The 20,254-nt window shown below is 56.2% G+C and carries 18 protein-coding genes and 1 pseudogene; 12 read left to right on the top strand and 7 right to left on the bottom strand.

All coding sequences use genetic code 11. The annotated features are described in order from the left end of the window. Positions 1–326 precede the first annotated feature (326 nt). Positions 327–713 carry a hypothetical protein gene (locus OKF39_RS10960; protein WP_063942569.1) on the top strand — a complete coding sequence of 129 codons (387 nt, stop codon included), beginning with the start codon at positions 327–329 and terminating at the stop codon, positions 711–713. A 42-nt stretch (positions 714–755) separates the two neighbouring features. Here the strand turns inward: OKF39_RS10960 and OKF39_RS10955 are convergent. Then, positions 756–929: pseudogene (locus OKF39_RS10955) on the bottom strand (KilA-N domain-containing protein); the annotation flags it as partial. A 315-nt stretch (positions 930–1,244) separates the two neighbouring features. On the opposite strand from OKF39_RS10955, the gene rstB reads away from it, so the two are divergent. Together rstB and tus are read left to right on the top strand one after the other, a co-directional pair. Continuing rightward, positions 1,245–2,543, top strand: a complete 1,299-nt coding sequence (rstB, locus tag OKF39_RS10950; RefSeq protein ID WP_479983769.1) for a two-component system sensor histidine kinase RstB — start codon at positions 1,245–1,247, stop codon at positions 2,541–2,543. Between the two features lie 73 nt (positions 2,544–2,616). Beyond that, on the top strand, positions 2,617–3,546 hold the full coding sequence (tus, locus tag OKF39_RS10945) for a DNA replication terminus site-binding protein (RefSeq protein WP_193531788.1): 930 nt from the start codon (positions 2,617–2,619) through the stop codon (positions 3,544–3,546). Here tus and fumC read toward each other — a convergent pair whose 3' ends face one another. Further along, entirely contained in the window at positions 3,547–4,941 is a 1,395-nt protein-coding gene (gene fumC, locus OKF39_RS10940) for a class II fumarate hydratase (RefSeq protein WP_479983768.1), read from the bottom strand. Between the two features lie 137 nt (positions 4,942–5,078). Beyond that, entirely contained in the window at positions 5,079–6,725 is a 1,647-nt protein-coding gene (gene fumA, locus OKF39_RS10935) for a class I fumarate hydratase FumA (protein ID WP_028012930.1), read from the bottom strand. Positions 6,726–6,924: 199 nt separating this feature from the next. Between fumA and manA the strand changes: the two genes are divergently transcribed. Both manA and OKF39_RS10925 read left to right on the top strand, forming a co-directional pair. Then, positions 6,925–8,100 carry a mannose-6-phosphate isomerase gene (gene manA, locus OKF39_RS10930; protein ID WP_028012929.1) on the top strand — a complete coding sequence of 392 codons (1,176 nt, stop codon included), beginning with the start codon at positions 6,925–6,927 and terminating at the stop codon, positions 8,098–8,100. Between the two features lie 99 nt (positions 8,101–8,199). Continuing rightward, complete coding sequence (locus OKF39_RS10925; RefSeq protein ID WP_047365362.1) at positions 8,200–9,732, top strand: YdgA family protein; 1,533 nt, start codon at positions 8,200–8,202, stop codon at positions 9,730–9,732. 38 nt (positions 9,733–9,770) lie between these two features. Here the strand turns inward: OKF39_RS10925 and OKF39_RS10920 are convergent, their stop codons facing one another. After that, positions 9,771–10,625 carry an alpha/beta fold hydrolase gene (locus tag OKF39_RS10920; RefSeq protein WP_402740462.1) on the bottom strand — a complete coding sequence of 285 codons (855 nt, stop codon included), beginning with the start codon at positions 10,623–10,625 and terminating at the stop codon, positions 9,771–9,773. Between the two features lie 15 nt (positions 10,626–10,640). Further along, positions 10,641–11,621, bottom strand: coding sequence for an MBL fold metallo-hydrolase (locus OKF39_RS10915; RefSeq protein WP_248035125.1), 981 nt, complete (start codon positions 11,619–11,621; stop codon positions 10,641–10,643). Between the two features lie 107 nt (positions 11,622–11,728). Between OKF39_RS10915 and OKF39_RS10910 the strand changes: the two genes are divergently transcribed. Then, on the top strand, positions 11,729–12,616 hold the full coding sequence (locus OKF39_RS10910; RefSeq protein WP_479983767.1) for a LysR family transcriptional regulator: 888 nt from the start codon (positions 11,729–11,731) through the stop codon (positions 12,614–12,616). 10 nt (positions 12,617–12,626) lie between these two features. Here OKF39_RS10910 and OKF39_RS10905 read toward each other — a convergent pair whose 3' ends face one another. Then, positions 12,627–13,655, bottom strand: a complete 1,029-nt coding sequence (locus tag OKF39_RS10905) for a Mal regulon transcriptional regulator MalI (protein ID WP_028012924.1) — start codon at positions 13,653–13,655, stop codon at positions 12,627–12,629. 177 nt (positions 13,656–13,832) lie between these two features. Between OKF39_RS10905 and malX the strand changes: the two genes are divergently transcribed. The 3 genes from malX (at position 13,833) to add (ending at position 17,744) form a co-directional block, all read left to right on the top strand. Continuing rightward, positions 13,833–15,425 carry a maltose/glucose-specific PTS transporter subunit IIBC gene (gene malX, locus OKF39_RS10900; protein WP_028012923.1) on the top strand — a complete coding sequence of 531 codons (1,593 nt, stop codon included), beginning with the start codon at positions 13,833–13,835 and terminating at the stop codon, positions 15,423–15,425. 48 nt (positions 15,426–15,473) lie between these two features. After that, a complete protein-coding gene (locus tag OKF39_RS10895) occupies positions 15,474–16,646 on the top strand; it encodes a MalY/PatB family protein (protein WP_402740461.1) in 1,173 nt (390 codons plus the stop codon). A 96-nt stretch (positions 16,647–16,742) separates the two neighbouring features. After that, positions 16,743–17,744 (top strand): adenosine deaminase, encoded by a 1,002-nt coding sequence (gene add, locus OKF39_RS10890; RefSeq protein ID WP_028012921.1) that lies wholly within the window; start codon positions 16,743–16,745, stop codon positions 17,742–17,744. Positions 17,745–17,798: 54 nt separating this feature from the next. Here add and OKF39_RS10885 read toward each other — a convergent pair whose 3' ends face one another. Beyond that, on the bottom strand, positions 17,799–18,839 hold the full coding sequence (locus OKF39_RS10885) for an oxidoreductase (RefSeq protein WP_048956290.1): 1,041 nt from the start codon (positions 18,837–18,839) through the stop codon (positions 17,799–17,801). Positions 18,840–19,080: 241 nt separating this feature from the next. Between OKF39_RS10885 and blr the strand changes: the two genes are divergently transcribed. From blr to OKF39_RS10870, 3 genes are all read left to right on the top strand, one after another. After that, on the top strand, positions 19,081–19,206 hold the full coding sequence (gene blr, locus OKF39_RS10880) for a division septum protein Blr (protein ID WP_168733269.1): 126 nt from the start codon (positions 19,081–19,083) through the stop codon (positions 19,204–19,206). Positions 19,207–19,439: 233 nt separating this feature from the next. Then, complete coding sequence (ydgT, locus tag OKF39_RS10875) at positions 19,440–19,655, top strand: transcription modulator YdgT (protein WP_013096896.1); 216 nt, start codon at positions 19,440–19,442, stop codon at positions 19,653–19,655. Positions 19,656–19,741: 86 nt separating this feature from the next. Continuing rightward, positions 19,742–20,182, top strand: a complete 441-nt coding sequence (locus OKF39_RS10870) for a DUF2569 domain-containing protein (RefSeq protein WP_025758365.1) — start codon at positions 19,742–19,744, stop codon at positions 20,180–20,182. Positions 20,183–20,254 lie beyond the last annotated feature (72 nt).

The raw sequence follows: 20,254 nt of genomic DNA, 5'->3' as shown, positions 1-20,254 counted from the left end.
GCATAAGTTTGTAAAAAATTCAACACCTTCAGAAACAAACGCTCGCATCAGATTGATCATTTCAAAATTACCAGCAGTTAAATCGATTCCCTTACAGGTTTAATGCATCTGTCGATGTAAGTCATGAACGTCTATTTATCCACTCAAGGGAATAGCAGATGATTTTTCCGCTGTAGGGATATCCCTTTTAAATCCACTTACAAATGCGCTCGTGTTGGACGAATTTCATGTATGGTATTCTTTTGTTGTTTATATTTAGTACATTGCCCACAGTAGTTACATCCTATGCTCAATTACATTGTCATTAATTAGTTAGCGAGATAAGAATGAAATCAAATGTAAAGTATACTTTTCATCACTTCGGCATCCCGTTACAGGATGGCGTTTTTGAAGGTGCATACAGCGAAAAAGCCGGGATGTATACAGTTGATAACCCAGGTCAGTTTCGTGTGCAGTGGCATAGATTTAAAGATAGTTCTCCACTCCACAATCTGATAAAAACTGTGCCTCACGTCGCCTTCAAAGTGGATAACCTGCTAAGAGCTATCGAAGATGAAGAAGTAATTCTTGGTCCCTATGAGCCCATTGACGGTTTCTTTGTTGCCATGATTAATGACAATGGCGCACCGATTGAACTGATAGAAACTTCACTCTCTGATGATGAAATCTGGGGAAGAGCAAGGTCCGGTCAAGGCGACCTTTACAGGAAGTAATTTTATCTGGGAGCCGTTGTGAAAGTGGCTCTCTGTGAATACTTATTTGAAGCCTGGCAAATAAATCTGAACTTCGCTCATCATCCACTCACGAGCCACATGAAGAAATTGTTTCCTACCACCAGCTTCCCACCGGGCCATTTTGCTGGCGCAATGACTAACCTCTTTCGTTTCGGTATTAATAATATGAACAAGCTTGTTCAGCCGAGAAATTGCTTCAAAACTGAAAGAGAAGACAGGCCTACCGAATGATAAAACGATCGGGCATTCGCCGCAGACGCCCTATCAGCTGCTTCATACATACGCGTGCTGGATGTTGTCGGCAGGTGCTAATCCTGCTTTTATAGCGAATCAGATGGGTGATGAGAATGCAGAGATGGTCTTCCATGTATACTCTGCGAGGATAAATGTTCTCGATAGCGATCAGGTAGCATTTTTGAATCAGCGCTTTGGCGGATATGCAAGTGCCCCTATAGTGCCCCTGAAGGTAAAAACAAAGTAGTTAATTACTTGATGTCCCGGTGATATTTAATGAAAAAGCTGTTTGTGCAGTTTTATCTTTTACTGTTTGTCTGCTTCCTGGTGATGACCATGCTGGTCGGCCTGGTTTATAAATTCACCGCCGAACGTGCGGGCCGGCAGTCGCTGGACGATCTGATGAAAAGCTCGCTTTATTTGATGCGCAGCGAGCTGAGAGAGATCCCGCCACACGACTGGGCGAAAACCCTGAAAGAGCTGGATCTCAATCTGTCATTCGATTTACGCATTGAGCCGTTAAAAGATTTCGATCTGGACCCGCCCGCCATGCAGCGTCTGCGCGACGGGGACATCGTCGCGCTGGATGAGAAATACACGTTTATTCAGCGTATTCCGCGCAGCCATTACGTGCTGGCCGTCGGGCCGGTGCCCTATCTCTATTATCTGCACCAGATGCGCCTGCTGGACATGGCGCTGATGGCCTTTATCGCCATTTCGCTCGCATTTCCGGTCTTTATCTGGATGCGGCCCCACTGGCAGGACATGCTGAAGCTGGAATCCGCCGCGCAGCGTTTTGGTGAGGGGCATTTTACCGAACGCATTCACTTCGACAGCGGTTCCAGCTTTGAGCGTCTGGGCGTGGCCTTTAACCAGATGGCCGATAACATCAACGCCCTGATCGCCAGTAAGAAGCAGCTTATCGACGGAATTGCGCACGAGCTGCGCACGCCGCTGGTTCGCCTGCGCTACCGTCTGGAGATGAGCGAAAATCTGACCGAGGCAGAGAATCAGGCGCTTAACCGTGACATTGGCCAGCTTGAAGCGCTGATTGAGGAGCTGCTGACCTACGCGCGTCTCGACCGCCCGCAAAACGAGCTGAACCTCACCACGCCGGATCTGCCCGCCTGGCTGCAAACCCACATTGATGACGTTCAGAGCGTAAACCCGCAGCGCACGCTGTTGACGCGCGTCACGCCGGGTGACTACGGCGCGCTCGATATGCGCCTGATGGAGCGCGTGCTGGACAACCTGATGAACAACGCCATGCGCTACAGCGAAAGTACGCTCCAGATTGGCCTGGATTTGCAGGGCAACCGGGCCAGCCTGACGGTGGAGGACGACGGACCGGGAATTGCCCCGGAAGCGAGAGAAACCGTGTTTGAACCGTTTGTCCGCCTCGATCCCAGCCGCGATCGCGCCACCGGCGGGTGCGGCCTTGGGTTGGCGATTGTCTACTCTATCGCGCAGGCGATGGGCGGCACGGTGCATTGCGAGGAGAGCGAGCTCGGCGGCGCATGCTTCTGTTTTAGCTGGCCGGTGTACCATAACATCGCCCTTCCCGTCCCTGCATGACCTCAACCGCACGCTGGCCTGACCCGGCGTGCTGTGCTATATGATAAGTATGTTGTAACTAATGAGAGTGTTTATGGCGAACTACGATCTCATCGAACGGCTTAACGGCACGTTTCGGGAAATAGAACACGAACTCCTGACCCTGACCGAGCGTTTGCAGGCCTGCCGCCTGCTGGCCGCGCGCGTCTTTACCCTGCCGGAAGTGGCTAAGGGAGCCGAGCACGATCCGCTGGACACCATCGAGGTCGAACAGCACATCGGCAGCGCGGCCCTTGAGCTGGCGCTAAAACACTATCGTCGCCTGTTTATCCAGCAGCAGTCAGAAAACCGCAGCAGCAAGGCCGCCGTGCGCCTGCCGGGGGTCATCTGCCTGCAAACCGATGCGACATCGCGCGAAGCGCTGGAAAGCCAGATTGCGCATATCAACACCCTGAAAGCGGCCTTTGAAAAGATCATCACCGAAGAGTCCGGCCTCGCGCCTGCCGCGCGGTTCGAGTGGGTGCACCGACAGCTTCCGGGGCTGATTACCCTGAATGCCTATCGGACGCTGACGGTACTGCGTCACCCCGCTACGCTGCGCTTCGGCTGGGCGAATAAGCACATCATTAAAAACTTCACCCGGGATGAGATTCTGGCCCAACTGGAAAAAAGCCTGAAGACGCCGCGCACCGTCGCGCCGTGGTCGCGGGAGCAGTGGATTGAGCGCCTGGAGCAGGAGTACCACAGCATCGCCTCGCTGCCGGCGGATGCGCGCCTGAAGATAAAGCGCCCGGTGAAGGTGCAGCCTATCGCTCGCGTCTGGTATTCCGGTCAGCAAAAGCAGGTACAGTATGCCTGCCCGACGCCGCTGATTGCGCTTTACGATGCCGATCAGGGCGCGGTGGTACCCGATATTGGGGAACTGCTGAATTACGATGCTGACAATGTTCAGCACCGTTACAGACCTCAGGCGCAGCCGCTACAGCTGATTATTCCTCGGCTGCACCTGTACGTGGCGGGATGATTATTTCAGGCTACCGACCATCGCTTCCGGGCGAACCCAGGCGTCAAACTCCGCCTCCGTGAGATAGCCCAGCGCCAGGGCGGAGGCTTTCAGCGTCAGCCCCTCTTTATGCGCTTTTTTGGCGATCTCGGCGGCCTTGTCGTAGCCAATATGGGTATTGAGCGCGGTGACCAGCATAAGAGATTCATTGAGCAGCTGGCTGATGCGTTCGCGATTGGGCTCAATCCCCACCGCGCAATGCTCGTTAAAGCTCTCCATCCCGTCCGCCAGCAGACGAACAGATTGCAGCACGTTGTGGATCACCATCGGGCGATAGACGTTCAGCTCGAAGTTGCCGGACGCACCGCCCATGTTGACGGCCACGTCGTTGCCCATCACCTGGCAGCAGAGCATGGTCATGGCTTCGCACTGGGTCGGGTTCACTTTACCCGGCATGATGGAGCTGCCCGGCTCGTTTTCCGGGATGCTGATTTCACCGATGCCGCAGCGCGGGCCCGAGGCCAGCCAGCGCACGTCGTTAGCAATTTTCATCAGCGAGGCCGCCAGCCCCTTCAGCGCGCCGTGGGTGTGGACCAGCGCATCGCAGGTCGCCAGCGCTTCGAACTTATTGGGCGCCGTGACGAACGGCTGTCCGGTGATGGCAGCAAGCTCCTCCGCCACGCGCACCGCGTATTCTGGATGGGTGTTTAACCCGGTACCGACCGCCGTCCCACCGAGCGCCAGCTCCGCCAGGTGCGGCAGGCTGTTCTCGATATGCTTCAGGTTGTGTTCCAGCATCGCCACCCAGCCGGAAATCTCCTGGCCGAGCGTCAAAGGCGTGGCGTCCTGCAGGTGCGTACGGCCAATCTTGACGATGTTGCGGAAGGCCTGCGCTTTCTCGTTAAGCGTGGATTTGAGCACGTTGAGCTGCGGGATAAGCTGCTCGCGAATGGCGATTACCGCCGCCACGTGCATCGCCGTCGGGAAGACGTCGTTAGAGCTCTGGCTTTTGTTAACGTCATCGTTCGGGTGGACCTTACGTTCCATGCCGCGCACGCCGCCCAGCAGCTCGCTCGCCCGGTTCGCCAGCACTTCGTTCATGTTCATGTTGCTCTGGGTACCGGAACCGGTCTGCCAGATAGCAAGGGGAAATTCGTCAGGATGCTTGCCCGCCAGCACTTCGTCTGCGGCGTTGATAATGGCGGTGGCTTTATCGGTGTCCAGCAGGCCCAAATCCTGGTTCACTTTCGCGGCGGCGCGTTTGGTCAGCGCCAGCGCCTGAATCAGCGAGACGGGCATTTTTTCGGTCGAAATACGGAAGTGCTCCAGCGAACGCTGGGTTTGCGCGCCCCATAGCTTGTCGGCCGGGACGTCGATGGCGCCCATCGAGTCTTTCTCATGGCGTACCGTGGTCATTACTTTCTCCTTGATAACAAAAGAGGGATTGCTCACATGCTTAAGGGATAAGTATTGATGACTTCTGAGAAACGGTATGGCGCTTTGTGCGCTCTTTTTGATGTCGGGTGGCGGCTGCGCCACCCGTTTTTTTCAATTTACTTCACGCACGCCGAACACTGGGACGACTGGATCTGCTTGAAGAAGTCGTTGCCTTTGTCATCCACCAGGATAAACGCCGGGAAGTCTTCCACTTCGATTTTCCAGATCGCTTCCATACCCAGCTCCGGGTATTCCACGCACTCCAGGCTCTTGATGCTGCCCTGCGCCAGAACCGCCGCCGGGCCGCCGATGCTGCCGAGGTAGAAGCCGCCGTGCTTGTGGCACGCGTCCGTCACCTGCTGGCTGCGGTTGCCTTTCGCCAGCATGATCATGCTGCCGCCGTTGGCCTGAAGCTGATCAACGTACGAGTCCATACGCCCTGCCGTGGTTGGGCCTAACGAGCCGGAGGCATAGCCTTCAGGCGTTTTCGCCGGGCCCGCGTAGTAGATCGGGTGATCTTTAATGTACTGCGGCAGCCCTTCGCCGTTGTCCAGACGCTCCTTCAGCTTCGCGTGCGCAATGTCGCGGCCCACGATGATCGTGCCGTTCAGGGAGAGACGGGTCGAGACCGGATACTGAGAAAGCTGCGCCAGAATCTCTTTCATCGGACGGTTCAGGTCAACGCGAACCGCTTCACCCTCACCCGCTTTACGCAGCGCTTCCGGGATGTATTTGCCCGGGTTATTTTCCAGCTTTTCGATCCACACGCCTTCGCGGTTGATCTTGGCCTTGATGTTGCGATCCGCAGAGCAGGAGACGCCCATCCCGACCGGACAAGAGGCACCGTGGCGCGGAAGACGGATCACGCGCACGTCGTGGGCGAAGTACTTACCGCCAAACTGCGCCCCGAGTCCCAGATTACGCGCCTCTTCCAGCAGCTCCTGCTCAAGCTGCACGTCGCGGAACGCCTGACCGTGCTCGTTACCTTCAGTAGGCAGGCCGTCGTAGTATTTGGTCGAGGCCAGCTTCACGGTCTTCAGCGTGCTTTCCGCCGAGGTACCGCCAATCACAAACGCGATATGGTACGGCGGGCACGCCGCGGTGCCGAGGGTACGCATCTTCTCAACCAGGTAATTTTTCAGCTTGCCCGGAGTGAGCAGCGCTTTGGTTTCCTGGTAGAGATAGGTTTTGTTGGCTGAACCGCCGCCTTTGGCGATACAGAGGAATTTGTACTCGTCACCGTCGACGCTGTAGAGGTCAATCTGTGCAGGCAGGTTGGTGCCGGTGTTGACCTCTTTGTACATATCCAGCGCCGCATTTTGCGAGTAGCGCAGGTTGTCTTCGGTGTAGGTGTTGTAGACGCCGTGAGCCAGCGCCGCTTCGTCACCGCCGCCGGTCCAGACGCGCTGGCCTTTTTTACCGACGATGATCGCCGTGCCGGTATCCTGGCACGTTGGCAGAATGCCTTTCGCCGCGATATCGGAGTTACGCAGGAACTGCAGGGCAACGTATTTGTCGTTTTCGCTGGCTTCCGGGTCGCTCAGAATATCGGCAACCTGCTGCTGATGCGCGGGGCGGAGCATAAAGGAGGCATCGTGGAAAGCGTGCTGCGCCAGCAGCGTCAGCGCCTGCGGATCCACCTTGAGGATCTCTTGTCCTTCAAACTCAGAGACGGAGACGTGATCGCGGGTTAACAGGTAATACTCGGTCTGATCCTTACTGAGGGGGAAAGGATCCTGATAATGGAAGGGTTTATTCGACATTGTTCTCTCACTTACTGCTTCGGTCTGTTTATTCAGGGCAGATGTTCCGCTGCCCGGCTTAAAAGCGAGTCAGCTTATCCTACACAATTTTTTAACAAAAACTGAGACTAGTACGACTTTTTACATCCACAGGTTACTTCCACGTAGTTTATTGCTTTAATACCCGGAGTTAATTCCACATTTGAATCAGGGCTTGATAATGCAAAAACTCATTAACTCAGTGCAAAACTACGCCTGGGGAAGTAAAACTGCGTTAACGGATCTCTACGGTATCGCGAACCCGAACAACCTGCCGATGGCGGAACTGTGGATGGGGGCGCACCCGAAGAGCAGCTCAAAAATTGAAGACGCCAGCGGCCAGGTACGCAGCCTGCGTGACGTGATTGATGCCGATAAAGCCGCACTGCTGGGCGACAAGGTGGCTCAGCGCTTTGGCGAACTGCCGTTCCTGTTTAAGGTGCTGTGCGCCGACCAGCCGCTCTCCATCCAGGTTCACCCGAACAAGAAAGCGTCTGAAATCGGCTTTGCCAAAGAGAACGCGGCGGGCATCCCGCTGGACGCCGCCGAGCGTAACTACAAAGATCCTAACCACAAGCCGGAGCTGGTGTTCGCGCTGACGCCGTTCCTGGCGATGAACGCCTTCCGCGAGTTTTCAGAGATTATCTCCCTGCTGCAGCCGGTCGCGGGTGCCAACAAGGCTATTGCCCACTTCCTCGAAAACCCAAACGCGGACGCGCTCAGCCAGCTGTTTGCCAGCCTGCTGAATATGCAGGGTGAAGAGAAATCTCACGCGCTGGCGGTGCTGAAAGCGGCCCTGAACAGCCAACAAGGGGAACCGTGGGAGACCATCCGCCTGATTTCCGAGTTTTACCCTGACGACAGCGGCCTGTTCTCCCCTCTGCTGCTGAACGTGGTGAAGCTGAACCCGGGCGAAGCGATGTTCCTGTTCGCGGAAACCCCGCACGCCTACCTGCAGGGCGTAGCGCTGGAGGTGATGGCCAACTCTGACAACGTGTTGCGCGCGGGCCTGACGCCGAAATATATCGACATCCCTGAGCTGGTTGCCAACGTGAAGTTTGTAGCGAAGCCTGCCGCGGAGCTGCTGACTCAGCCGGTGAAAAACGGTGCAGAGCTGGACTTCCCGATTCCGGTTGAGGATTTTGCGTTCTCCCTGCACGACCTCAATCAGACGGAAACGACAATCGCACAGGAGAGCGCGGCGATCCTGTTCTGCGTCGAGGGCGAAGCAACGCTGCGCAAAGGCGAGCAGCGTCTGGTTCTCCAGCCTGGCGAGTCAGCATTCGTTGCAGCCAATGAGTCCCCGGTCAGCGTGAGCGGCACCGGTCGCCTGGCGCGCGTTTTTAATAAGCTTTAAGCACTTACTGAATTTTTTAACAACTCTTGCTAAGCTAGTTGAAGGCTTAATATCTCCGGGCGGTTTTTACCGCCTGGTTTCATTTTAGGGATAGTCGCAATGAAAAAATCGGTCGTAGCGGTTGGAGTGATTGTAGCGTTAGGCGTGGTCTGGACGGGTGCCTCCTGGTTTACCGGGAAACAGCTGGAAGGCCGTCTGGCTGAGATGGTGGCGCAGGCTAACGGAGAAATTAAGCGCAGCGCGCCGGAGGCGGGTCTGGAGCTGAGCTACCAGAACTATCAGCGCGGCGTGTTCACCAGCCGCATGCAGCTGGTGGTGAAGCCGGTGGCCGGTGCGGCAAACGGCTGGCTGAAACCGGGGCAGAGCGTGGTGCTGGATGAAGTGGTAAGCCACGGTCCGCTGCCGCTGGCGCAGTTAAAGTCGTTTAACCTGATCCCGTCCATGGCGTCCGTTCATACCGTACTGGTGAATAACGACGTCACCAAACCGCTGTTTGACCTGGCGAAGAATGAATCACCTTTCGACATTAACACCCGTATTAGCTACTCCGGTGATACCAGTTCTGATATCGCGCTGAAACCGCTGAACTACGAGAAAGAGAACGAAAAAGTCGCCTTCAGCGGCGGCCATTTCAAACTTGATGCGGATCGGGACGGCAACGTCTTCTCCATGACGGGTGAAGCGGAAAGCGGCCTGGTCAACGCCGTGAACGAATATAACCAAAAAGTTCAGCTCACCTTCAACAACCTGAAAGCCGACGGCAACAGCCGTATGACCGACTTTAAAGAGCGTATCGGCGATCAGAAGCTCTCCGTGGATAAGATTGCTATCGCAATTGAAGGAAAAGAGATGGCCGTGCTGGAAGGCATGGACGTTAACGGTCAATCCGACGTATCCAAAGACGGTAAGAGCATAAATACCCAGCTGGATTACACTCTGAAGAGCCTGAAAGTGCAGAATCAGGATCTGGGCACCGGCAAACTGTCGCTGAAGATCGGCAATATCGACGGCCAGGCATGGCACGAATTTAGCCAGAAATACAGCAAAGAGAGCCAGGCGCTGCTGACCGACGCCGCGCTGCAGCAGAACCCGGAAGTGTACCAGCAGCAGGCGATGGCGGTGCTGTTCAATAACCTGCCAATCCTGCTGAAAGGCCAGCCGGTAGTCACCGTTGCGCCGCTGAGCTGGAAAAACAGCAAAGGCGAAACCAGCTTTAACCTGTCGCTGTTCCTGAAAGATCCTGCAGCCGCCACGGGTGAACCGCAGACTCTGGCGCAGGAAGTGGATCGCAGCGTGAAGTCGCTCGACAGCAAGCTGACCATCCCGATGGATATGGCGACCGAGTTTATGACCCAGATTGCGAAGCTGGAAGGCTACGGTGATGAAGATGCCGGCAAGCTGGCGAACCAGCAGGTGAAAGGTCTGGCGGCGATGGGTCAGATGTTCCGCATCACCAAAGTGGAAGACAACACCATTTCCACCAGCCTGCAATATGCCAACGGCCAGGTAACGCTGAACGGCGACAAAATGCCGCTGGAAGAGTTTGTTGGCATGTTTGGTATGCCGACGCTGGGAATGCCGGAACCGGCTGAACCCGCAGCGCCAGCCGTACCGGCGGCACCGCAGCAGTAAACGTCAAGACCCCTCGCAAGAGGGGTTTTTTATTGCCCTTATCCTTTCCATCCCTCCAGGAAATCCAGCAGCAAGGCGTTAACTTTCTCAGGCTGTTCCTCCTGAGGAAGATGGCCGCACTCGTCGATACCCTGCGCCCGCAGGTTATCCGCCATTTCAGCCCAGACGCTTTGCATATCGAAGAGCTTTCCGACCGCGTGAAAATCATTGCCCCACAGCGACATTACCGGACAGGCGATTTTTACGTCAGCGTCGGCAAGATCCTGCGCCACGTCTTCCGCGTTGGCGCGATAGTCAGCCATCGCGCCTCGCACGGCTCCGGGCGCCTGATACGCGCGAACATAGGTGTCAAACGCCTCGCCGCTGATGGTTGACGGATCGTAGGTCCAGTCCGAGAAAAAGTGGCGCAGCCAGATATTTTCACGTCCTGCAATCAACGCTTCCGGCAGATCGGGCACAAGATGGAACAGGAAGAACCAGTATGCGCGGGCGATGGACGCATTCAAATCGCGCGCCACGATACGCGTTGGCACGTTATCCATGACCACCAGACGATCCACCAGCTCAGGGTAATCTTTTGCAAACCGCGTCGCGACGCGCGCCCCGCGATCGTGCCCCACCAGCACCACCTTCTGTAACCCCAGCGCACGCATTAGCTCCCGGATGTCCCGGGCCATGTTCCGTTTATCATAGCCAGTAGCCGGTTTATCCGTTTCGCCATATCCTCGCAAATCCGGCGCGATGACGCGGTAGTGCCGGGACAATACAGGTATCTGGTAGCGCCAGGCATAGTTTGTTTCAGGAAAACCGTGCAGAAGAATAACCGGCGCGCCTTCACCCTCTTCAACCACAAACTGGCGAATGCCGTTTGCCGTTACGGTGTAACTTTTCATATTCATAACCTTACTTTATTTCAGCAGAGGCACGTTGGCCGCACGTTGATAAGGACCGTAATTTACAGGGTTCCAGCTATAGCCCTGCTGCCAGGCGGTGATATGCCCAATACCGGGGAAAGGCAGATGCGCAGCGGCCATCCACTCGCCGTCTTTCGCCAGGGCGTTAAATTCCTGCGCCCGGGACGAGATGGCTTTTTTCGAATCGACATCAAAGCGAATAGACACTTCAGGATGCGGGAACTGGACGGCTGGCGCATGAATCAGATCCCCAATGAAGTTAATAGCCGTCCCCTGCGACGCAAAGCGATAAACGGTACTGCCGGGCGTATGGCCAACGGCATAGGCCGTCTGGACTTCCGGGATCGGCGAAGCTGGCGGAACGAAGGTTTTAAGATGTCCGGAGGCTTTATACTCAGACAGTGCTTTTCGGGCGATAGCGAAATACTCTTTCGCATTAGCCGGCGCGCTCGCTTCTTTTGCAGGATCAAGCCAGTAGTCGGCCTCCCCCTGCGGTACATAGACGGTGGCATTGGGGAACAACGCTTTACCGTTCGCATCGCTCAGGCCACACACGTGGTCAAGATGCAGGTGAGTCAGGAAAATGGTATCAACCTGCTCGGGACGATAGCCTGATGCTTTCATATTGTTAACCAGCTGGCCGGCCGTTTCCGGCACGCAGTGCCCCGCTCCGCTGTCAATCATGACCAGATGTTTACCGGTATTAACCAGGAAAGCGTTAAAAGCGGTCGGCATGCGGTCGGCATCGATTTTATGCTGAGCCAGCAGTTTACGAACCTTGTCGTCTGAAAGACCGTGTAGTAATGACGGCGAAAGGTCGTTATAGCCGTCGAACAGCGCCGTGACCTCGTATTCCCCTACCGCCAGACGATAATAGCCGGGGACCTGCTGCTTCACCTGCGCAGGTGCGTCAGCCCAGGCGGCACTTACCAGCAACAGGCTGCTGAATGCCAGAACCGTTTTCAACTTTTTCATCTTCACTCCAGATTGATATTTTTCAGGTTGTGAAGAGACTATGGCAGCGTAACGATAAATACTGTAGATATGTACTTTGATAAGGCAGCATAACGAAAAGCGATACAATGAAACTGGAAGACGTTGAAGTGTTTGTCGAAGCGATTAAGGCGGGTAGCCTGGCGGGCGCCGCGCGTCGGCTCTCAATGAGCGCCATGGCGGCGTCACGCTCTCTTAACAATCTTGAGGCTGAGCTGGGGGTCAGGCTGGTGCATCGCACCACGCGATCCCTTTCACCCACCAGCGATGGTGACGTTTTTTTGCCGCATGCGCAGGCGTTGCTGGAAGATAAAAATAACGCGCTGGCCGATCTGTTTCCTGATGGTACGCACCTGTCCGGACGCCTTCGCATTACCGCCTCAGCGGCGTTTGGACGCAAGATCGTTGCACCGATGTTGCCGCTGTTTATGCAGCAACATCCTGCCCTGCAGGTCGACCTGCTGGCAACCGATGAGCAAATTGATATTGTCGGGAAAGGCATAGACGTGGCGTTACGCATTGCACCGCTGCGCGATAACCGGTTAGTCGCACACCGCATCTGTGATAATCCCCGCGAGCTTTGCGCCAGCGCGGAGTATCTCGCCGCGTACGGTTCACCGAAATTGCTTAACGATCTGGCTGGACATAGCTGCCTGACCACCTCAGATACGACACACTGGTCGTTTGAAAAGGGTGAACAGCGCTACAAACAAAAGGTGTCAGGCCGATTCTCGGCTAACTCTATTGAGGCGATTTTCGAGGCCTGTCTGGGGAGACTCGGCATCGCAAATTTATCTCGCTGGTACGTAGAGCCTGCCATTGCTGAGGGTAAACTCGTGCGGATCGTCCTGGAAGATGCTCAGCCGGAATCGCTGGCCATTTGGGCGGTTTACCCGACCTCCCGGCTGATCCCGGCAAAAGTACGAAAATTTGTAGAAGCCCTGGAGACACATCTGACGCTCAACCCGCTTACGTAGCAGAGCTGAGTTATTTCACCGTCACCAGCCGAGCCGCCACAATCTGGTGCCCGGACTGGACATCCGTGTTGTCGATGCGCTGCATAATTCTGTCTGCCAGCGTGTAGCCCATCTCCCGCGCAGGGGTGGTAGCCCAGACTATCGGCAGGTCATCCAGCGCGTTTTCACCAACGTCGGCGAACGCCCCTAACGCCACCTGATGGCCGAAGAAGGTTTCCACCCCGCCCTCGCCGCTCTGACGCCCGGCGCGGATCAGGCCAAACCAGGCCCCCATGGCAATCACATCGTTGTAGCAAATCACGGCGCTGATCGTCGGATTGCTTCGCAGCAGCGCGCCTATCGCTTCCGCCGCTTTCTTCTGGCTGGATTCACACTCCACGACCCATTCGCTGTGGAACGGCAGGCCGTATTTAATCAGCGTCGCGCAGTAGCCGCCGACCCGCTCGGCGCGCGTCAGGGAGGAGCTTTTCCCTCCCAGCCAGGCAATGCGCTGATGCCCGCGGCGAATAAGATGTTCGGTCAACATTTGCGCGGCCTGCATGTTATCCGGGCGCAGCGTATCGGCCTCGTCCAGATAGCTGGCGCGCGAGGCGAACACCAGCGGCACGCCTTTTTCGGCGGCGCGCTCGCACAGTTCGCTACCCACGCCCGACGCTCCGGCGACGATCACTCCGTCAACCCCCTGGGTCAGCAGCATATCGAGACGGGAGAGAAGCTGCCCGGCCTCGCGCCCGCCGTGCAGCAGAAAGACCATCCGCCCCTGCGCTTCCAGCGCTTCGGTTAACCCGGCGGTCAGCTCCGCATAGAAAGGTGACGTCAGGTCGCGGACAATCAGGCCAATCACCCCGCTTTGCCCGCCGCGCAGCGCCGACGCCTGACGGTTACGCACAAAGCCCAGCTGTTCAACCGCCTCGTTCACCCTCTGGCCGGTTGCGGGCGAGATGCGCCCTTTACCACTGAGCACGAGAGAAACGGTGCTGACGGAAACCCCCGCCGCCAGCGCGACATCGTTGATGGTGACTTTTTTCGCTACAGCCATGTGTCAGCGTGACTCCCTGAAATGAGATCGGTAAAACGTTTTATCAATACGTTATCTTTATACTACCAGTCAAAGCCTGAGAATGTGATTTAGCGCGCACTAAACTTTGATAAAACGTTTTATCTTCTCGCAGCATTGAAGCAGGCAAACTGATTTTAACAATAAAGGAGTCGTTTTATGACGGCGAAAACAGCACAAAAAATATCGCTGTGGGAGTTTTTCCAGCAACTGGGTAAAACCTTTATGCTGCCCGTGGCGCTCCTCTCGTTCTGCGGGATCATGCTCGGGATCGGCAGCTCGCTGAGCAGTAAAGACGTTATCACGCTGATCCCGTTCCTCGGTACTCCCGTGCTGCAGGCGATCTTTATCTGGATGAGTAAGGTCGGCTCCTTCGCGTTTAGCTTCCTGCCCGTGATGTTCTGCATCGCCATCCCGCTGGGCCTGGCCCGCGAGAATAAAGGCGTCGCGGCGTTTGCCGGGTTTGTGGGTTACGCCGTGATGAACCTGGCGGTTAACTTCTGGCTGACCGCGAAAGGCATTCTGCCGACGACCGATGCTGCCGTGCTGAAGGCCAACAACATTCAGAGCGTGATTGGTATCCAGTCTATTGATACCGGGATCCTCGGAGCGGTGATCGCCGGGGTCATTATCTGGATGCTGCACGAGCGCTTCCACAATATCCGCCTGCCGGATGCTCTGGCCTTTTTCGGCGGTACCCGCTTCGTGCCGATTGTCACCCTGGTGGTCATGGGTCTGTTCGGCCTGATCATTCCGCTGATCTGGCCGGTCTTTGCGATGGGCATCAACGGCATTGGCCGCATCATCAACGGCGCGGGAGATTTTGGTCCGATGATCTTCGGCACTGGCGAGCGTCTGCTGCTGCCGTTCGGCCTGCAGCATATCCTGGTGGCCCTGATTCGCTTCACCGAAGCGGGCGGTACCATGGAGGTGTGCGGTCACGACGTGAGCGGTGCGCTGACCATCTTCCAGGCGCAGCTGAGCTGTCCGACTACCCACGGCTTCTCCGAAAGCGCCACCCGCTTCCTGTCTCAGGGTAAAATGCCGGCCTTCCTCGGCGGCCTGCCGGGTGCCGCGCTGGCGATGTACCACTGCGCGCGCCCGGAAAACCGACATAAAATTAAAGGGCTGCTGATCTCCGGCGTGATTGCCTGCGTCGTGGGCGGCACCACCGAGCCTATCGAATTCCTGTTCCTGTTTGTTGCGCCGGTGCTGTATCTCATCCACGCGCTGCTGACCGGCCTGGGCTTTACCGTGATGGCGGTGCTGGGCGTCACCATCGGCAACACCGACGGCAACGTGATTGACTTCGTGGTGTTCGGGATCCTGCACGGCCTGTCAACCAAGTGGTATCTGGTGCCGGTCGTGGCGGCTATCTGGTTCGCGGTGTACTACGGTATCTTCCGCTTCGCCATCACCCGCTTTAACCTGAAAACGCCGGGCCGCGATACCGATACCGCCACCAGCGTTGAGCAGGCGGTGGCCGGTACCGTGGGCAAATCCGGGTATAACACCCCTGCCATTCTGGCTGCGCTGGGCGGTGCGGATAACATTACCTCGCTGGATAACTGCATCACCCGCCTGCGTCTGTCGGTGGCGGATATGTCAAAAGTAGATACCAACGCCCTGAAAGCCAACCGGGCCATCGGCGTGGTACAGTTAAATCAGCACAATTTGCAGGTGGTTATCGGCCCGCAGGTTCAGTCGGTGAAAGATGAGCTGGCAACCCTGATGCGAACAGTAGAAGCCTGATGCCTCAACCCCCTCTCATGAGGGGGTTTTACTTTAAGGATTAACGTCATGTTTGATTTTTCTACCGTCGTGGATCGTCACGGCACCTGGTGTACGCAGTGGGACTACGTCGCCGACCGCTTTGGCGCGGCGGATCTGCTGCCCTTCACCATCTCGGATATGGACTTCGCCACCGCCCCCTGCATTACCGACGCGCTGCATCAGCGCATCAACCACGGCGTGCTGGGCTACAGCCGCTGGAAAAACGACGAGTTTCTTGCCGCTGTTGAGCACTGGTTTCGGCAGCGCTTTAACAGCCGCATTGATAAAGAAACCATCGTTTATGGCCCTTCCGTCATCTACATGGTGTCAGAGCTGATCCGCCTCTGGTCAAAGCCCGGTGACGGCGTGGTGGTTCACACCCCGGCGTACGATGCGTTTTACAACGCCATTGGAGGCAATGCGCGTCAGGTAGTGGCCGTTGAGATGGAAAAGCAGGCGGCTGGCTGGCAGGGCAATATGGCGGCGCTTGAAGCGGCCCTGGCGAAACCGGAAAACAAAATTCTGCTGCTGTGCAGCCCGCAGAACCCGACCGGCAAGGTCTGGACGCGGGATGAATTGACGCAGATGGCGGAACTCTGTGAGCGCTATGACGTGGCGGTTATCAGCGATGAAATTCATATGGACATGGTCTGGGGGGCGCATCGCCACACCCCGTGGAATGCGGTAGCGCGCGGCAAATGGGCGCTTCTCACCTCCGGCTCGAAAAGCTTTAATATTCCGGCACTAACAGGCGCATACGGCCTGATCGGCGATGAAGAGAGCCGTAACGGCTATCTCAGCGCGCTAAAAGGACGGGATGGGCTCTCTTCCCCTTCCGTGCTGGCGCTGACGGCCCATATCGCCGCCTATCAGCAGGGAGAGTCGTGGCTTGATGCCTTGCGTCGTTATCTGGAAGAGAATCTGTTATATATCGCACAGGAATTAAACAGTGCTTTTCCGAAACTGAACTGGCAGCCGCCGGAAGCAACCTATCTGGCCTGGATTGACCTGCGCCCGCTGAACATTGACGACAGGGCACTGCAAAAAGTGCTGATCGCGCAGCAAAAAGTCGCCATCATGCCGGGATACACGTACGGAAACGAGGGTAACGGCTTCGTGCGCCTTAACGCCGGCTGCCCACGCAGCAAGCTGGAACAAGGGGTTCAGCGCCTCATCGCCGGGATCAACACGCTCCTGTAATTTGTTTGCGCAACGGAATATTCCCTTGCGCAAATAGCTTTTTACCCCGTTTTGTTTTTATAATATGGCGCACTTTAACCCGAAAAGAGTGCGACCATGATTGATACACGCCTGCCCTTAACTGATATTCATCGTCACCTTGACGGTAACATTCGTGCCCAAACCATCCTCGATCTTGGCCGCCAGTTCAACTTAACGCTTCCCGCTCAGACGCTTGAGTCGTTGATCCCACACGTACAGGTCACCTCCAATGAACCGGACCTGGTCAGTTTCCTGAGCAAACTCGACTGGGGCGTGAAGATGCTGGCCTCGCTGGATGCCTGCCGCCGCGTGGCGTTTGAGAACATTGAAGACGCGGCCCGTAACGGCCTGCACTACGTTGAGCTGCGCTTCTCGCCGGGCTATATGGCGATGACCCACAGCCTGCCCGTTGCAGGCGTGGTGGAAGCCGTCATTGAAGGCGTCCGCGAAGGGTGTAAAACCTTCGACGTTCAGGCCCGCCTGATCGGCATTATGAGCCGCACGTTCGGCGAAGCCGCCTGCCTGCAGGAGCTGGAAGCGCTGCTGGCGCACCGCGATGCCATCACCGCCGTTGACCTCGCCGGCGACGAACTGGGCTTCCCCGGCAGCCTGTTCCTCTCCCACTTCAACCGCGCGCGCGATGCCGGCTGGCACATTACCGTCCATGCGGGTGAAGCAGCGGGCCCGGAAAGCATCTGGCAGGCCATCCGCGAGCTGGGCGCCGAGCGTATCGGCCACGGCGTGAAGGCGGTAGAAGACCGCGCGCTGATGGATTTCCTGGCGGAGCAGCGCATCGGCATTGAGTCGTGCCTGACGTCCAACATTCAGACCAGCACCGTAGCAACGCTGGCGCAGCATCCGCTGAAAACGTTCCTTGAGCACGGCGTGCTGGCCTCGCTGAACACGGACGATCCGGCGGTTCAGGGCGTGGATATCATCCACGAGTACAACATCGCCGCACCGCAGGCGGGCCTGAGCCGCGAGCAGATCCGCCAGGCGCAGATCAACGGGCTGGAGATCGCCTTCCTTACGCCTGCAGAGAAGCAGGCGCTGCGGGATAAGGTGGCAACCGCGTAAACCCTTTGCCGGGTGGCGGCTAGGCCTTACCCGGCATACAACAACGTCAAAAACTTATGCCAGACAGAGCGTGGCGCGATGTTTGGCAGATTCGATCCCCAGCTCAATCAGCTCCATAATCTGAATCGCCTGGCTGGCCGGAACAGGGTTCTCCCCCGTGCCGTTAAGCGCATCGCGGATGGCAGCATAATAAGCCGGATAGTTACCCGGGATCGTTAACAGGGTTTCCTCAACCAGCTCCTCACCTTCCGTCCGTGTCACGACGCCGTCGCGCATATCATAGCCCCAGTCTTCCTGCGGCAGACGTTCACCGTTTTTGAGGCGGTCTTCCTGCGGATCGAGGCCAAACTTCACGTAGCTCCCGCGCGTGCCGTGGATGATATAGCGGGCAGATTCCGCGGCCGCGACCATCGTCCCGTGCAGCACAATCCGCCGCTGCGGGTAACTCAACACCGCGTGGAAGTAATCCGTTGTCTGCGCACCGGGCCTCAGCTGGGCCAGATCGACCGTCATGCTCACCGGCAGCCCAAACAGATTCACGGCCTGGTCCAGCAGATGCGGGGCTAAATCGTACCAGATGCCGCTGCCCGGACCGGCCTGCTCGCGCCAGCGGTTTCTCACCTGCGGACGGAAGCGGTCAAAATGTGATTCAAAAAAAACAATCTCTCCTAACGTGCCTTCCCCGAGAAGCGTTTTAACCGTCAGGAAGTCGCTGTCCCAGCGGCGGTTATGGAAAACGGACAGCACTCTGCCCAGGCTTTTTGCCAGCGCCTCCAGCTCACGCGCCTGTGACAACGTCACGGTGAAGGGTTTGTCAACAACGACGTGCTTCCCGGCTTCCAGCGCGGCTTTCGCCAGCGGGAAGTGCGTGTCGTTCGGCGTGGGAATAACAATTAAATCGATATTCGGATCGTTGAAAAGGTGTTTAGGCTCGGAGACAACCGGCACTGCGGGCCAGTCAGCGTGGACTTTGGCGGCGTCGCTGCTGGATACAGCCGCCAGCGCCATTCCCGGCGTTCCGGCTATCAGAGGCGCATGAAACGTTTTGCTCGCGTACCCGTAGCCTATAAGCCCGACGCGGATGTTATCACTCATCGTGTTGTCCTCTTTTTGCGTTTCTTATTTCATACTGGCTTTTCTGGCATTGTCCTCATTAATAATGAGCCATGGCGCTTAAAATAGCAGGCTGTATCGGCTATTTTTGTTACATAGTATTAACCTTCTGATTTTGTTTAAGGGAATCGTTCCCAAAGCGCTTGCCGTCAGAGAAACAGCGCTGTAACATTTGCGACCTGTATTTATGGATAAATTACAACAGTGAATCATGGCATCAATTATTAATCGAATCATTGAATTAGCGGGATGGATTGTTCTTGGGGTTTCGGTCATTTTGCTCGGCGTAGCCAGCCATATTGATAACTACCAGCCGCCGGAGCCTGCTGCCGTCACCCATCCTAAGTAACCGGTTGCTGCTTTAAAGAGTGACATAATGTGTCAGTTTCGTATTGCCAGCCCTGGTGAACGCGGTTAACCTTCTCTTCCAGGCATCACCTTCGGTGCCTGAATTTCAGCAAAGAAAACTCCTAATTTCGTCGCGTTATCTGAGTGGGCTGTTTACGTCTGTATTAATCCGTTTATTATTCGACCGAATTACCTTAACTGGTATTACTCACTTTTATATGGAAAATTATTAATATGACAGTTCAGGACTATTTATTAAAATTTCGCAAGATCAATTCGCTTGAGAGCCTGGAAAAACTGTTTGACCATCTGAACTACACCCTGTCGGATAATCAGGACATCATCAATATGTATCGCGCCGCTGACCATCGCCGTGCGGAGCTGGTCTCCGGCGGACGCTTGTTCAACGTCGGCGAGGTGCCGAAGTCCGTATGGCGTTACGTTTTATAAGAAAGTAGCCATCCGCGCGAAATGTTATATACTCTCCGCCCTGCAAACTGGCTGTACAACATTTCGCGCAGATAATGGGAGAGTTCATGACCGCAACGCCTGGAGAACGCATCGGAGGCTGGTTAATCGCCCCACTGGCATGGCTGCTGGTTGCCTTATTAAGCGCATCGCTTGCACTGCTGCTTTATACCACCGCATTGATTACCCCTCACGCTATTCAGACCCTGATGTCGCAAAGCGTGCTGAATATAGCGATGTGGTTTGTGTCGTTCGTTTTCGCGATTGGGATGTGGTACTACACCCTGTGGCTGACTATCGCCTTCTTTAAGCGCCGCAAGAGTGTGCCTAAGCACTACATTATCTGGCTGCTGGTCTCGGTCTTGCTGGCGGTTAAAGCGTTTGCTTTCTCGCCCGTCTCTGACGCGCTTGCTGTCCGCCAGCTGCTTTTCCCGTTACTGGCCGCGGCGCTGCTGGTGCCCTATTTCAAACGTTCAACGCGTGTGAAAAACACCTTCGTGAACCCGTAATAACCTTACAGATAACCTGTTGTCGCCTGCCCCGGTTTGTCCGATAATAGGCGGCTTTTTTATTTCAGGCTA

The organism is Enterobacter cloacae complex sp. HYC042_NIDB (genome assembly GCF_056673315.1).
Note: the sequence above shows the minus strand (reverse complement) of the source record. Positions and strands in the feature narration are given on the sequence as shown.